Annotated in this window: 10 protein-coding genes and 1 pseudogene; 8 read left to right on the top strand and 3 right to left on the bottom strand. The window is 54.2% G+C overall.

From position 1 onward, the window contains the following. The first annotated feature begins 107 nt into the window (after positions 1-107). The 7 genes and pseudogenes from C8R21_RS12045 to C8R21_RS12085 all read left to right on the top strand — a co-directional run bounded on the left by C8R21_RS12045 (position 108) and on the right by C8R21_RS12085 (position 8510). Positions 108-880 (top strand): annotated as a pseudogene (locus C8R21_RS12045) (IS5 family transposase). Positions 881-1239: 359 nt separating this feature from the next. Next, positions 1240-2433 carry a sialidase family protein gene (locus C8R21_RS12055; RefSeq protein WP_181258926.1) on the top strand — a complete coding sequence of 398 codons (1194 nt, stop codon included), beginning with the start codon at positions 1240-1242 and terminating at the stop codon, positions 2431-2433. Further along, the gene (locus C8R21_RS12060; protein WP_181258927.1) at positions 2420-2839 is read left to right on the top strand and encodes a hypothetical protein; all 420 of its coding nucleotides are present in this window, start codon (positions 2420-2422) and stop codon (positions 2837-2839) included. Before C8R21_RS12055 ends, C8R21_RS12060 begins: the two co-directional genes overlap by 14 nt. Positions 2840-2945: 106 nt before the next feature. Further along, a complete protein-coding gene (locus tag C8R21_RS12065; RefSeq protein WP_107762927.1) occupies positions 2946-3446 on the top strand; it encodes an RNA polymerase sigma factor in 501 nt (166 codons plus the stop codon). A 65-nt stretch (positions 3447-3511) separates the two neighbouring features. Continuing rightward, entirely contained in the window at positions 3512-4489 is a 978-nt protein-coding gene (locus tag C8R21_RS12070) for a FecR family protein (RefSeq protein ID WP_107762928.1), read from the top strand. Between the two features lie 159 nt (positions 4490-4648). After that, positions 4649-6910 carry a TonB-dependent receptor domain-containing protein gene (locus C8R21_RS12075; RefSeq protein ID WP_107762949.1) on the top strand — a complete coding sequence of 754 codons (2262 nt, stop codon included), beginning with the start codon at positions 4649-4651 and terminating at the stop codon, positions 6908-6910. A gap of 799 nt (positions 6911-7709) precedes the next feature. After that, positions 7710-8510, top strand: coding sequence for an FxDxF family PEP-CTERM protein (locus C8R21_RS12085; protein WP_107762930.1), 801 nt, complete (start codon positions 7710-7712; stop codon positions 8508-8510). Between the two features lie 661 nt (positions 8511-9171). Here the strand turns inward: C8R21_RS12085 and C8R21_RS12090 are convergent. The 3 genes from C8R21_RS12090 to C8R21_RS12100 are packed head-to-tail and all read right to left on the bottom strand — an operon-like array spanning position 9172 to position 11911. Next, positions 9172-9960, bottom strand: coding sequence for a hypothetical protein (locus tag C8R21_RS12090; RefSeq protein WP_107762931.1), 789 nt, complete (start codon positions 9958-9960; stop codon positions 9172-9174). A gap of 12 nt (positions 9961-9972) precedes the next feature. Then, positions 9973-10872: a nucleotidyl transferase AbiEii/AbiGii toxin family protein gene (locus C8R21_RS12095; protein ID WP_107762932.1), complete on the bottom strand. Its 900-nt coding sequence runs from the start codon at positions 10870-10872 to the stop codon at positions 9973-9975. Then, positions 10835-11911, bottom strand: coding sequence for a type IV toxin-antitoxin system AbiEi family antitoxin (locus C8R21_RS12100; protein WP_107762933.1), 1077 nt, complete (start codon positions 11909-11911; stop codon positions 10835-10837). Before C8R21_RS12100 ends, C8R21_RS12095 begins: the two co-directional genes overlap by 38 nt. A 234-nt stretch (positions 11912-12145) precedes the next feature. Between C8R21_RS12100 and C8R21_RS12105 the strand changes: the two genes are divergently transcribed. After that, positions 12146-15205, top strand: coding sequence for a tetratricopeptide repeat-containing protein (locus C8R21_RS12105; RefSeq protein ID WP_107762934.1), 3060 nt, complete (start codon positions 12146-12148; stop codon positions 15203-15205). Positions 15206-15581 lie beyond the last annotated feature (376 nt).

Here is a 15581-nt window from a genome sequence, read left to right on the forward strand (position 1 = left end):
GAAGCAAGTCCGGGCCATTTTTCTCTTAGATAACGTAGTCACGAGCTTCGGAATATGAGAGACTTGGCGGGTCAGGGTCAGGGTCAGGGTCAGGAAAGGAGATTCGCATGAAGAATTCGAAGCCCGCCTACCGCCGCCACGATATATCCGATGAGACCTGGGCCTTGCTGGAACCGCATCTGCCCGGACGCAAAGGCGTCTGGGGTGGCATTGCCGAGGACAATCGCCGGTTCATCGATGCTGTATTCTGGATATTACGAACAGGAGCGCCTTGGCGGGATCTTCCGTTGGAGTACGGAGGGTGGAGCAACACGCACCGCCGTTTCATACGCTGGCGGGACAAGGGTGTCTGGGAGAAGTTACTGGAGATTCTGATCGACGAGCCGGATTACGAGTGGCTGATGATTGACGCGAGCCATTGCAAGGTTCACCCGCATGTGGCTTTAGCCAGAGGCGGGAATCAGGACATGGGACGCACAAAAGGGGGCTCAACACCAGGATACATCTGGCCGTGGATGCGCATGGTATGCCGATCAGAGTCCTTGTTAAACAAGGTGCCGCAGCGGATTGCACTGAAGCCTGCCGCCTGATGGAGGGAATCGTTGCCGAATGCCTGATTGCAGATCGTGGCTACGACAGCGATGCGATTATCGAGCAGGCGATGAAGCAGGGCATGAAGCCTGTCATTCCACCGAGGAAGAACCGGACAAGACAAAGGCCATATGATGAGAATCTCTACAAGCTCCGCCATCTGGTGGAAAACGCCTTTCTCCACCTGAAAGGCTGGCGAGGCATTGCCACCCGATACGCCAAAAACAGCGCATCATTCCTTCCTGCCATCCAGATCAGGTGCATCGTCCTCTGGCTCAATGTCTCGTGACTACACTATCTAGAACAACAGTGATAAGTCGCCGCCCCCCTAGCCCGCCGCTTGAGAGGGCCGCTGAGAGGTGGGCTTCTCTTTTACCTCCGCGGCTTACCCCCCAGCTTCAATTGCTCGCCCGCCTAATTAGCTGCATAAGCACTCACTTTTGCTACATACCCAACTAATTCAATCCCACGGCTTCTGACTTCTCCATGCCTATAGCATCAATCGGATAACTCGTGCCCAACCGTGGCCGAGCTGAGCCTGTCCCGGCCATCTGCAACGCTTCAATACGATTCCACTGCGACAATTTGTCACATTCCTTTTCCGCTGAAAATGAATTATGGTGCGTCCATTTGAGCATGGGAATCACCATGGGATATGTAGCTGTGCTGGCAATCACTTTTCTCCTGAACATGCCGCTCGCGGTCTTCGCGGGCTCCCCCGAGCAGGAGCAGGGCAGCACAAAAGCCACAACTCGCAATACGATAGGAGTGGGCGCAACCCTGGATGAAGCGGGTCGGCTCTGGGTGGCGAGGGTAGAGAATCAGCAGCTGCTCGTTTCCTTCTCCGACGATGACGGGTTTACTTTCTCTGCTCCCGTGACTGTCACGCGGGAGCCGGAAAGCATTTACGCCGATGGTGAGAACCGTCCCAAGATAGCGGTCGCGCGTGACGGAACAGTGTTGCTGACCTGGGTGCAGGCATTACCACAGAAGCATTCCGGAAATATCCGCATGGCGCGCTCCACAGATTCAGGCCGCACCTTTTCCACGCCCATTACGCTCAATGACGATGGCCGCATCACAAGCCACAGCTTCGGTTCGATGGCGATGGATGGGACGGGGAGAGTCGTCGTGGCATGGCTGGACGGACGCGACCGGGAGGCAGCAAAGGAGAGAGGAGAGGACTTCACGGGGGTTTCCGTTTATATGGCTCAATCCAGCGACAATGGCGCCACCTTTGGCCCGAATCGCCAGTTCCGTTCTCATACCTGCCAGTGTTGCCGCATCGGGCTTACCTGGAGCAACGAGGGACCCATTGCGCTTTGGCGAGATATTTTCGATTCGAATACACGTGATTTTGCTATTGCCAACCTCGACAAAGGAAACATGCGCCGCGCGACCGACGACGAATGGCAGATTGATGCCTGTCCGCACAACGGAGGCAGCATCGCAGCAGATGGAGTAGGTGGATTGCACTTCGTATGGTTCACCAACGGTAATGCACGGCAGGGAATATTCTATCGCCGCCTGTCCGGCGATCGCATGTCTCCTCCCCTGATGGTGGGTGATCCGGCAGCACAAGCGAATCACGCCTCGGTGGCGGCAAATGGAAAAACGGTTATCGTTACCTGGCGGGAATTCGACGGACGTTCATACTCCGCGAAAATGATGTATTCCCGCGATGGGGGAGAATCTTGGAGCGAAGTGCAGCGCATGATGGCATCTGCTGGCGCAACAGACCATCCCATTCCACTGATCAAGGGGGAAAAAGTGACCGTCGTATGGAATACCGCTTCTGACGGATTGCGGGTTCTTCCGTTGCAGCGCCTTGCTTCGAGATGATTATCGCCGCAACGGCAGAATCGTCATCATGAAGCTGAATCGGATAAACGAATTGCCATCGCGCCAATACACCCCGAAGGCGGCCGTAGACGCTGCCGCTTCTCCTCAACCCCCTCTTAATAAAGTGCTTTCCGCAGCGGGCGTCGTGCCTGATATGCTGACAGTCTTCAGCAAGAGTATCGGACGGGGAAGCAACGCCGCGAATATGGATGTCAGTACCATACTCACGCGGGATCAGATACAGAAGAGCTCTCAGATCTTTCTCGATCAGCTCATGGGCAAGGAACTCGGTATCTGGACAAGGCAGATTCGGACAAACCAACTCGTTCCGACCGCTGCCATGCTTATGGAAGGTGCATACCAGCGTTCCCTCAAGTGGATGCGGAGGGGAACTTCCAGCCGATAGCAATTTGTGGGCTGCCTCCCAGGTTCTTCAGCGAGATCATGTCCAGGATGTGTAGGTTTCGGGCGAAGACAGGTTTTCGTCCGAGGGGAAGGGGTGCCTGCCTGCCATGACCGCCTGGATTAACGATGAGCTGTTTCTACGGATGCGCGGGGAACTGCTGAATTTTCTACATCACAAGATGGGCAACAAGGACGAGGCGGCGGACATGGTGCAGGAGGTTTACCTGCGATGGCGCAGACAGGATGTGTCGGGCATCGGAAATCCCCGCGCCTTTTTGTTTACGGTGGCACTCAACCTGGTCCGTGACCGTGCGCGCCAGCAAGCCTGCGTGAGCAAGCATGCCCAGGCGATGCAGGTATCCGGGGAGAATGTCGATATCCTGGATCCTGCGCGACACTATGATGGCCAGAGGGAGCTGGAAAACCTGCAGCACGCCCTGAACCAGCTGCCGGAACCGGTACGCCATGCATTCCTTCTGTTTCGTTACGACGGCATGACACATTCCGAGATCGCCAGGCAGTTGGGTATCTCCAAAAAAACGGTGGAACGCCACATCCAGCGAGCGAGCGAGCACTGCCTCGCCATATTGGCGGAATTCCGGTCATAATCGCATAACATGGCGATTATGCTTCTCCCAATCGTCCTGTGGTTGAGAGTACATGAGAAGACCGCATGCCCGGATCCAATAATTGTGATGATGCAGACGCAAAGGCCCGTCACTGGTTTGCCTGTCAGCAAAGTCGCGCGCTGTCGGCGGAGGAGCGGCTCGCCCTGGCGGAGTGGCTGGCGGCCAGCCCACATCACTACGCGGCCTGGGGTCGCGTGGAAAGGGACTGGCAATCATTGGAGTGTTTTCGCGGCGGGTTGTCCGGTGAACTAGCCAAGGCGCGTCGCCAGCGTCCCTGGTATCGCAATGCTGTCTATTTCAGAAGGGCGCTTGCAGCCCTGGTACTGGCGATACTGCCCCTGCTTCATTACGGATGGACTGGCACGACCCAGAGTTGGCAGACTACGGTGGGCGAGCGACGGCACATCGTTCTTGCCGATAGCGCCCAGTTGGACCTGGATACGGCGACGCGTATAACTGTCACTCAAAGCTGGTTCAAGCGTCTGATCGAGCTCCAGGAGGGGGAGATCTACCTGGACGTGGCGCCAGATTGGCGCCCATTGGTGGTAATGACTGCCGACACGCGGATCCGGGATGTCGGGACACGCTTCTCAGTACGCAACACGGCAGGAAAACTCATCGTGCAAGTGGCTGAGGGCGCGGTGGAAGTCACCCACCAGGAGGGGAATCTCCTGCTGCGCAGTGGAGAAATGGCGACCCGTCTGGCTGTCAATCAATGGCAACTGGCCAAGCTGCAAGGCGAGATCGCAAACTGGCGTCAGGGAGTGCTGGTATTCAATCGGCACCCGTTGCCGGATGTCCTGCAGGAACTGGCGCGCTACCATTTGGTTCAGTTCGAACTGACCGATTCCGATCTTGCAAAGAAGCAGATCAGTGGGCGCTTCCGGCTCGATGAGCTCAATACCACCTTGTGCATCATTGCGGAGACCCTGAATCTGCAGGTCGAGCACCTGGCCCCCGCCCGGCTCAGACTTTCCCCCGCACCCACGCAGCGCCAGGCGCAGCCCCGGCCCTGCCGCTGATACTCCCGCTGCCTTCCAATCTGCCTGGGTAATCTCAACAGGAGTGACGATTTGTCGCCGCCTGGCTCGTCCTATGCGAAGAGATTTCAATTCCAAATACTCTTCGTACAAAGACAAAGGGAGACCATGGTTCATCCACGTATTTTTCCAGCCCTCATCATGCTTGCCGGATCCGCGGTGCAGGCGCAGGCACCGGTCGATCTGCAGCGGTCGACGCTTCCGCTCGCAACCGCCCTGCAGCAACTGGCCGCCCGGCATCATCTCAGCATCGTGTTCGATGCTGAGACCGTGCAAGGCAGGCAGGCGCCGCCGCTGCCCGAGCATCTTCCCCCCCGCGAGGCGCTTGATATCCTGCTGGCCAACACTGGCCTGCAGGCCAAGGAGATTGTGCGGGGCCGCTACAGTATCGTGAAGACCGAAGAGGATTCCGGGGAAATAAAGAAGCTTCCGGAAATCACCATCAAGCCAGGTTCGTCAGGTGATGACGGGGAAACGCTCACCGTTCCTAACACGGCTCAAGCCACGGCCGATATCCAGCGCACACCAGGCGCGGTAGAAGTCGTACCGGATACGGTATTCAAAAGCGGACCCGCAAATACGATCAGGGACGTCCTCGGATGGGTGCCGGGCGTCATAACGCAGCCCAAGTCGAATATCGACAACCGGGTGTCGATCCGCGGCTCCGGGCTGAGCCGCAACTACGGCAACCGCGGTGTGAACGTCTACATGGATAGCATCCCGCTCAACACCGCTGACGGGCTGTTCGATGTCTTCGAGATCGATCCGAGCGCCTACCGCTATGTCGAAGTGTTCAAGGGCGCCAACGCGCTGCGCTACGGCGCCAACACGCTTGGCGGTGCGGTCAATTTCGTCACGCCGACCGGCCACGACGCCTCCCGGTTCGACGCGCGCATCGATGCGGGCAGCTTCGGTTTTGTGAAAGGGCAGGCAAGCACTGGTGGGGCCTATGGGCCATACGACTACTTCGTCACCCTGTCGGCACAGCGCGAGGACGGGTATCGCGATCACAGCAAGGGACATATAGCACGCCTCAACGCCAATTTCGGCTATCGCATCACGGAGGATGCCGAGACACGTTTCTACGTGAACGCGAACACATGGCGCCAGCAGTTGCCCGGCGAATTGACCAAGAGTGTGGCACTGAACGCGCCACGGAGCGCTGATCCCGAGTTTGTACGGCAGGACCAGCAGCGGAACATCGACTCGGTGCGTATCGCAAACAAGACCACCCTGCGTTTTGGACCCACCACGGTGGATCTCGGCTTGTTTGGCGTCCATCGCCACGTGGATCACCCGATCTTCCGGTACCTCGACTACCGGGTGTATGACTATGGCGGCTTTGCCCGCGCGACTGACGACCGCTCGATTAGAGGCTTCCGCAATCGGCTGGTCACTGGCGTGAACGTCCATAACGGCACGATCGACAACGATGAATTCGAGAACCTGACCGGCGCTGTAAAGGGTCCGTTGGTCGGGTCCACGCTGGACAAATCTCAGAACTACTCCGTCTACGCGGAGAACTCGTTCTTTTTCCTGCCGAAGGTTGCTCTCGTTGCTGGCGGGCAGCTTCTGCATGCGGTCCGCGACCGGAAGGATCGTTTCCTGTCGAACGGTGACCAGTCAGGCCGTCGCGCCTATACATTCTTCAGCCCCAAGGTCGGCATACTCTGGGACGTCGATCCGGCATGGCAGGTGTTTGCCAATATCTCGCGCAGCGTCGAGGTGCCGACCTTTGACGCGAACACATTCGTGACGCCGGCCAGTTCGACCGTCAACGCCCAGACCGCGACCACTTACGAGATCGGCACGCGCGGTCGGCGCCCGGACATCACTTGGGATCTTGCGCTCTACCGTGCCGAGCTCAAGAACGAATTGCAGTGCCTGAGGACAGCGCCGTGGAGTCTCTGCTCCGTGGTGAACGCGGACCGCACCGTCCATCAGGGCGCAGAGGTGGGGCTGGGTTTCGCCTTCTTCAAGGCGATCGTCGCGCAGAAGGACCACCTGTGGGTCAACGTCGCCTACACGTTAAACGACTTCTTCTTCGACGGAGACGCCGTTTATGGCAACAACAGGCTGCCGGGTGTGCCACGGCATTTCATCCGTTCCGAAATTGCCTACCGGCATCCGGGTGGGTTTAGTGTCGGCCCGAATGTCGAGTGGATGCCGCAAGCTTACTTCGCCGACAACGCCAACAGCCTCACCATCGACCCGTACACGCTCCTGAACTTCAGGATTACCTACGCCCGTAAGGGCTGGTCCGGCTACCTCGAAGGGCGCAACATGCTTGATACTCGCTACATCTCGACCACGATCACCGCCGGAGCCGCCGACGCTACATCGCCCCTCTTCAACTCTGGCTATGGTCGCGCCCTCTACGGCGGTATACGGTTCATGTGGTGAGGGGAGGCAGTGAAAACGAGGGCTGTCGGGCTGGAGCATGATTGCCACCTACAGCTACATGTCCCCACTGGCTGCAGAAGCGGCGCCCCAGAACAATGGGGCCAACGTTAGTGCGACAGTGGATGCCGGAGCAGCTAAGGTTTGCGGCCTAGCGATGTGGGTCACCCACGGGGTACGACGTTCGATAGATATCCGCAACGCGTCTTCTCAGATAAGCTCATCTATCTTCAGAGTCCGAATTTTAAAATCACCCATGAATACCCTCCTTCTCAAACCCAAAAGAAGTGCTTCAATCAGCAACAGGACAAGCCGACCAAAAAAGAAAAAGGGCTCATGATACCGAGGGGGTGGTATAACGAGCCCAAATATAGAAAGGAATAATGCGTAAAAACAAACGAGTACTACATCACACTTAGCAACTTCAGAAGAAGTTATCGGCAGAATAATCGATTTTTATCACTCTGGGAATGTGACAAATTGTCGCGCGACAACTTGTCGCATAGGCTTTGAGATTGGACTAGCCCCAATTGAACCGGACACAGATGCACTGATGATAGGAGATAGACATATCCTTCACGATCCCCAAATGAACTACCCCAGAGGCTGAGCATGGGCTTGGGAACAGAAAATCCATCAGAGGGATTCCTACCGAGGGCTGCGGCAATTTGCCACCTGCGGCAATATGTCACATTGATTTATGGATATGAATATCAAATACTTCGGGCATCAGCTTTTGCTGATGACCAAACCGATATCGCGAATTGTATTTCTATCTTTAAACAGTTGACCAGAGACCAATATGAAAAAAAAGCTTCAATATGCACTTTTCGTAGCCACCATGACTTCATTGCCGGCCTTAGCCCACGTTGGATATGGCGGTCGTAATTTTGGCACTTTTGACGGAACGTATGCTACTTCCACACTTGGGAATCAGGCGGTTACTGGCAACTATGGCTGGATTGACGGTACAGACCCCGATTATGGCGACAGCCATAAGCTGCGGGCCTACCGCTTCACACTGCTTGAATCTTCTGATGTTACCCTTACGTTCGAGCAGGCGACTTCCCAGGTTACAGACCATCTTGGCAATGTCTCCACTTCTCAACTTGGGCTGATACCAGGGTTCTCGCTCTACCAGGGGCTTGCGCACATTGCCCCGGTAAACGCGGATCATGATTTCGCCGAAATATCGCTGGCTAATCGTCCTGGCAATACCGAAGGCTCATTCAGAGCTTTGAACGACTGGTCAATTGGCAACGATCCGGATACAGAGAACGGCGTCCCGGCCAGCTTGAGCTTTTTCAAATATATTGGCCATGCTGCTTATGACGGCACCGGCTTCGGTTCAGATGAAAACCCGGATGGCAGGGTTTCACATACTTTTATGGATCTTGCACCCGGGGATTATTCGGTATTCGTGGGTGGGGCGGATTATTTTGCTCAGGATACCGCTAATTCCGATCTCCTGACGAAGTACGGCGTTACTGGGACCCTCATTGTAGGGGCCGTACCCGAACCGGAAACCTACGCCATGCTTTTAGCCGGCCTTGGATTGATGGGTACGATCGTGCGGCGACGCCGTGCTGCTAGACCGGAATAGGTAATCTTTAATCAATGGGCGTCCTCCAACAAGGGCGCCATCTTTTTTACCTAAGGACATGACAGGAGTTCGCTATAGGACATGTCTTGCCTTCTTCTTGTGTATCGCGCATCCATGACCGCTCACCTTGCAGCTGGTAGAACTGCAGTGCCCATGTCTCGCATTTCGTTGAATCATTAAAAAGGCCGGAAGGGAATTGTTGATACTGTAACCCGTTTCGCAAGTGCGGTTTATCAGCTGCTTCTAACCTACCCATTTTTAGCCCCTCCGTACCGGTTCTGTCAATCTGTGGTACACCCTAGAGCTATGTTGGCATTTATGTCGGTCTTTTACGTCGATTGTGGACTGATTTCCGGGACCGCCGGGAAGCAATGGCAGGTGCGATGAGTCGGGATAGCAGGATTCGCCCTATGTGGCCAAAACCCTATCTGACCTGTTCCCTAGTCAGACGCGGCATTTTCTCGCCGATATGGTCGGCCTCTAGTGGACGACTGGTATGTGGACAAGAACCTCAACCCTAGGCAGATACACGCCATTCTCTCGGCTGCTATCGCCGCTGCAGGGCTCAGGTTAGATAAGGAGGTTAAAATCTACTGGCGGCAGGCACGGGTTCAGTGAGCAAATTTTAGGCAAATTGATCCTCGAATCAGCTCCTGAAAGCTCATGTTTTCATTGTCTCCCGAATATGGTGAACGTCAGTTTCTGGAATTTGGGAGAGCTTTGCCAAGTCGATTAACTTACAGCCGGGCCTTGCAATCCGGAGAAGCGCTGGAACGACGAATCCCCAGGAATGGGGGCCATTACTAGGGCTCTGTTCATAGTCGACTTGTGTTAACAGTCCCTGGTTTTCAAGGTCAATGCAGTCTTGCATGAGGGCAGGTAGCTCATCATTCCATATTTTCATATTATGTATACATTCCTTGTGTAACCCCTCAAAACCAAACTCTCTGGAAAGTAGCGCGAGGATACACATTTTTTGATACGTCAATAACTCAAGCTGCTGAATTAACCGATTTGCCTCTCCTCTTGAGACAGAGGGATCGAAAGGGATGGAGGCATATAAATTGGCCAAATAGGGAAGCTTGCTTTCTTCATGCTCAGCGCGAGCAGTACTGAGTACACCTTCAAATATTTCCTCAGCAGCGGGGCGTGTTCCCTTAACTTCAAAGAAATCATCCTTTCTTAGTTCCATACCCGCACCCATGTTGAAGCCAATTTCGCGAGCGGCTAGAAACGCTACAGTTTTGACTCTTTCATTTTCCTTGCGGGATAAGCTACGAGCTAAAACGTCGCCAGCAATAGGGGACAATCCGCTCATACATCCTATTAAGACGCCTCCTTCGAGACTTGTAGCTAGAAAACCAGCAGCACCGAGAGCAGCGCTAGAAAGGATATTTACCCCATTTGCCAGCCATTCTTTCCCTGGCTCATTCACAGCTTCTTTGTTCATATCGGTACTGGTTTAATCAGTTTGGCTAGATTTCACTTTTCCGGTAATAAAACCCGTTGTGAATTGTTCAAATAAACGGCGTGAATGTTCCAGCGCGTCTTCTTTGGCTAGCATCGTTCTTGCCATATCTTCTATCAATTGCCCGCTCTTTTTCCCAGTTAGCAGTTCTTTAAGATCTCTGTTTGTTTGTGCTGAAGCCATTACAGCGACATCTTTTCCAAGCAACCAGGCACCAGCCAGTTCTATGTCATACTCGACTGCCACAAGCGCTGCAAATGTCGATTCTTCGTAAATTCTGCTCTCGTTGCCCGCTTCGTGATAGCTCCGAAACAAAATAGCCAAGTCAGTTGCGTCCTTCCGGGTTTCCTGTCCCCGATCCTCCCATGCAAACAGCTTTAGGATTACGATTCCAGGTAGAGAGGCAATAGCCATATCGATTCCAGGACTCACTTCGACTTTAACTGCCGTGGCCAACGCATCGCTATAACCAGCAACATTCATTATCACGCTCATGTCTGGCGGCCAGGCCATGACGTTGAGGCTTCTTTCGATTCCACCGAACGGAATCAGGTCTACACTCAATTTGCACGATAAGCTTGGTAGCTGGAGAAGTAGCCGGTGGGGAACATTCGTCGATTCCTCAAAATTGGCGTTCGAAACCAGGAATTCTTTGACGGCTTCGAATTGTTCCCAGTTATCCAGGGCAAATGCAAAGTCCACATCGGTAGTAGCGCGGCCAGCTTGCAATCCATAAATATTTTCTAAAAGGATAATTCGCGCCATCGCTCCAACCAGGAATACCGGGAAACCTAGCGCCTTTGAAGCCTCGTGAATTTGGCGTATTGCCAATACGGTTGTTGAATCGACAGGGAGATTAGGCTTCAGTGTTAGGGGCGGCGATGTGTCGATCATAAATTATATTTGCGGCTTCAAGCTTTCGAGGATCCGGGATTGCCATCAAATCGGCATAAGCCAGCAATGGGGGCACTGTTTCCGGCAATAGTTGTTCATCTTTAAAATCCCAGAATGCCTCGAGAATCTCTATATCGCCTTTCAAGTCTGCCCGTAGCTTGTGCTCTGCGACGAGCTTGGCTAAATTTCCTTGCTTGTTATGGAGATAAATGGTGAGTTCATACGGCCGCAGGTAACCTTCCAATTTTTCTGCTGCGACCTCTCCTCCCCATTGGGCGCCATATTGAGTGATATTCACTCCTTTCCACCAGTCGATTGTAGGAGCCCGGAACCTCCTGGGATTGAGTTTCGGGCGCAACTTTATCGGGTAGTTGGTTGCCCACTCTTGCACGAGTTTTTTTCGCTCTAGTAGCACTCTGTCACGCTTGCCTTTCCCGCCAGTGGTATAGCCTCTCGCATTCAAGTCATAGAATGCCCATCCAACCGTACCGAGGGCTACACCTGCGGCTTGCGTGATATCGCGGTAGGGCGCGTTGAGAAGTTCCGGTTTACATAGCAGGGCGAAAAAGACACGCAAGTTTGTTGCTGTGCCTGCACGTCTGCCCCCTTTTTCTACCAGCCAAAAATCTTCACCTTCAATAGCCCGCTGTCCTTTCACCAGAATAAACAACCCGGGACCGCGTAGATAGGCATTGCCGAGAGTGTCTATGAATTGCAGATCAAGTTCGTGGCATTTCTCAGCGATATCGGTTGTGATGCGAGGGGCCACCAGTAACAGTTGATCACCAGGTAGTGGATCACCATGCACATACTGATTCCTGATATTCACCAGGGTTACAAATCGCTCAACACGCTTAACTTCTGCCGTGTAACGATATAACTGTCCGTTTGCCTCGACTTCAACGCGAGCATCCCCACGAAAGCCTTGGTCTATTGCCGGCTCTCTTTCAATCACTTGTCCTGTCATGCCCGTAGTTCTTTTCAAAGCTTCCAGAGCACGTATCAAGACTGCCTGTTCTTCCTTGGTTTGCGGTTTCATGTTCAAAAAATTAAGATGTTCACGAAACGTGAACGTTATTAAATATTGAACATTCTGTCAATAAACTTGTTCTTGAGGGTGGTTTTAGTTTGAGTATTAGCCGAGCCGGCTCGACTGTCTCTTTACCTTTGCATTAGGACAGGCATGCAGGAGGGCCATGTCATGGCATGATTACATCCATTCGTTGTTTGAGTAATTCATACTCAACAGTCCTTTACCTCGATAAAAACTAAAATGTCCCAGGAAAGCATGCCGCGAGAGCTCGCACTTTTTTGCGATCGTACCCAAGAGCGTACCGCAATTGACCGATTTCTCTCGAACCTGCATCAGGGCAATGGTCACAATTATCCCTCGGTCCTGAGCTATTACGGTGTGGGTGGTGTCGGTAAAACCCGTCTGTACCAGAAATCTGTCATCGATTTTCGGGAACGGATGGAACAGGATATGTATAACCTGATGCCTCCCAAGATGGCCGAGGTGGATCTGGATAGCGACAGCGTCAGACTGGACTCACCCATCGCACAAATCCTCGGGCGGGTCCGGATGGCACTCCACCGGGAGGGCATAAAAACCCCTGCATTCGATTATCTCTACCTTGCATGGTGGAACGAAGAAAACCCTGGTCAGAGCATCGACTTGAGCCGCAGTACCGGAAGCGAAAAGATCGGCGTGTTTTTGGATGTCGTGGAACTCGCTTCAGGCTTGGCCTCATTATTCGGGATGGAACTACCGAAAATTGGCGTCGCGCCATCCCTCCACAAGCTCTATTCGCACATGCACGACTGGTTTGTGCACAGCCGGGTACGGCAACGCTTCGATGGCATGCCGGAGAACTGGTCTCAAGCGGAGCGCATCGAGCGCATGCCCATCCTGCTGGCAAGCGACCTGCTCGATGCGATTGCCCATCAGCCGCAGACCAGCATCTGTCTCATCATCGACGGTTTTGAACGGGTGCAGTCGAGGGAATTGCTGCCGGATGCGCAAAGGGCGCTCGCAAGGCTCGTCAGTGAAGTGCTGCGCTGCAAAGAAATCATTCCGTTATCAGAAAACAAACTGCTGCGTGCGCGCATCGGATTCATCATCCTGGGCCGGGAAAAACTACGCTGGCCGGAACTCTATGCGAATGAGAGGGTGAGCCAGAATTGGCAGCAGGAGATTGATGCCCATGCTCAGTTGCTGGGACTGACAGAGGAGGATGCGCGCAGTTTCCTTATCGATCTGGCGGCGCCTTGGGAGCGCGAGCACGGCCGGGAGAATGTGGCGCAGCTGATCGAGCGGCATACTGCGCAAATCCTTGAAGCGGCTTTGGAAAACAGTAAGGAAAGTAACCAAAGCTTCCTGCCCTACTACCTCGACCTAGCGGTAATGCTCATCCGCGATAATGCCCATGACTTTGAGCCGAATATGCTGGGCAAGTCTCCTTCGGACCTGGCTCTTCGATTCCTTCGTTACCTGAAAGGAGAACACCGGGAAGCACTACAGGCGCTGGCCCTGGCCCTTGAATTCGACCGGGAAACCTTCGCGTACCTGATTGAGCGTGGATACATCAGGGGATACTTGGTTGCGCACTTTGCCGGGCTGGTCGGTGACAATTGGTCATTTGCCACGCCAGTTGGGAATCGCCCCGGCTTCCACAGCTTCCATCGGCATATGCAGGACAGCCTTGCCGCAAGCATGGTGATGAGAGAAGAGCGCGAGCGGGCGGCGGAGATCGTTGAGGCGCTGCTTGAACGGCAATTTGAGCGAGCGCGATTCCGAGTTCCCGCTGATTTCGGCCTGATGCAGGAAAGTGCTTATTCGGACGCGACGAACATGTTGTTCTTCCATCATTCAAAAAGGTTGCTGGAAACGGCAACAGCGGTTAGGTGGATGCTGCGCTTTCAATCATTATTTGATAGTAGACACGCAATGGTCTTACGCCGGCGGGGCTTGGAATGGGCGGTTGAAGTTTCCCGACGTGACTTGGGCGACGAGCATCCGGACACGCTCATCTGTATAGGCCAGTTCGCCTTAACCTTATGGGCTCAGGGCAACCTTCCGGTCGCACGCGTCCTGCAGGAAAACGTACTGAAGGTACGGCAACGAGTGCTGGGCGAGGACCATGCGCAGACGCTCACCGCGATGAACAATCTCGCCTTGACCTTGGCGGCGCAGGGCGACTACGCCGCAGCGCGTGTCCTGGAGGAGAAGGTGCTGGAAATACGCCGGCAGGTGCTGGGCGAGGAGCATCCAGATACGCTGACCTCAATGAATAATCTTGCCTGGACTTTGCGAGCGCAAGGTGACCTTCCCGCCGCGCTTACTCTGGAGGAGACGGTGCTGGAGATAAATCGAGAGGTGTTGGGGGAGGAACATCCCGATACGCTTACCTCGATGAACAATCTCGCCTTGACCTTATATGAGCAGGGCGACCTTTCCGCTGCGCGTGCCCTGCAGGAGAAAGTCTTCGAGATGCAAAGGTGGATATTGGGAGAAGGACATCCCGATATGCTCACCTCAATGGGCAACCTCGCCTCGACTTTGTGGGCACAGGGCGATTATCTTGCCGCACGGGCCCTGGCAGAGAAGGCGCTGGAGATACGTCGGGGGGTGTTGGGGGAGGAACATCCCGATACGCTCACCTCGATGGGTAATCTGGCCGTGATCTTGGAGGCGCAAGGCGACCTTTCCGCCGCACGTACTCTAGAGAAGACGGTGCTGGAGATACGTCGGGGGGTGTTGGGGGAGGAACATCCCGATACGCTGACGTCTATGAACAATCTCGCCTCGACTTTGTGGAAACAGGGCGATTATCTTGCCGCCCGCGCTTTACAGGAAAAAGAACTAGAGATATGCCTGCGGGTGCGGGGCGAGGAACATCCTAAAACGCTCATCACGATGAACAACCTGGCTCAGACCGTGCGGGAGCAGGGTGATTACGCTGCTGCGCGCGCCTTGCAGGAGACAGTATTGGAGATACGCCGCCAAGTGCTGGGTGAGGAGCATCCGGATACGCTGACGTCTATGAACAATCTCGCCTTGACCTTGCGAGCGCAGGGCGAGCTTGCCACAGCCCGAACGCTGCAGGAGACAGTATTGGAGATGAGCTCGCGAGTGCTGGGGGAGGAGCATCCAGATACGCTAAACTCGATGAGCAGTCTCGCCTTCACCTTGTTTATGCAAGGCGACCCCCTCTCTGCGCACGCCCTGGAGAAAAAGGTGCTGGAGATAAGCCGCCGAGTACTGGGTGAGGAGCATCCGGATACCCTTATCTCCAGGGATATTCTTGCGATGCTCCTACCGGAGCAGAGCTAGTCAAATTAAATATCAGATTAGAGTACACCTCATCCTGACAAATCTGCCTGACACTTTTCCTGTCATTTTGTGTCAATCTAGAGTACGAAATTATATTGATTGACACTTACTCACGAAGGTCAAAGACTCTATCCTGACAATTATGTGAGGAGAGAGTATGACCAGCCAAAGAATCGGATACATTCGCGTCAGCTCACTTTTGATGTGGTAACCGGTCCCAAGGGTTTACAGGCATCGAATATTAGACCCCAGTAAAAAGTCAGCAAAGCAAACGAAAATCCTGTTTTGGGATTTTCGTTTGAGAAATTGTAACGTTCCCCGCAGGTTGGCCTGCGCCGGATTCTCAGTCCCCAAACTTCCTACTATTTACAGTTAT

The sequence above is a fragment of the Nitrosospira multiformis genome, assembly GCF_003050865.1.
Taxonomy (GTDB): Bacteria; Pseudomonadota; Gammaproteobacteria; order Burkholderiales; family Nitrosomonadaceae; genus Nitrosospira; species Nitrosospira multiformis_E.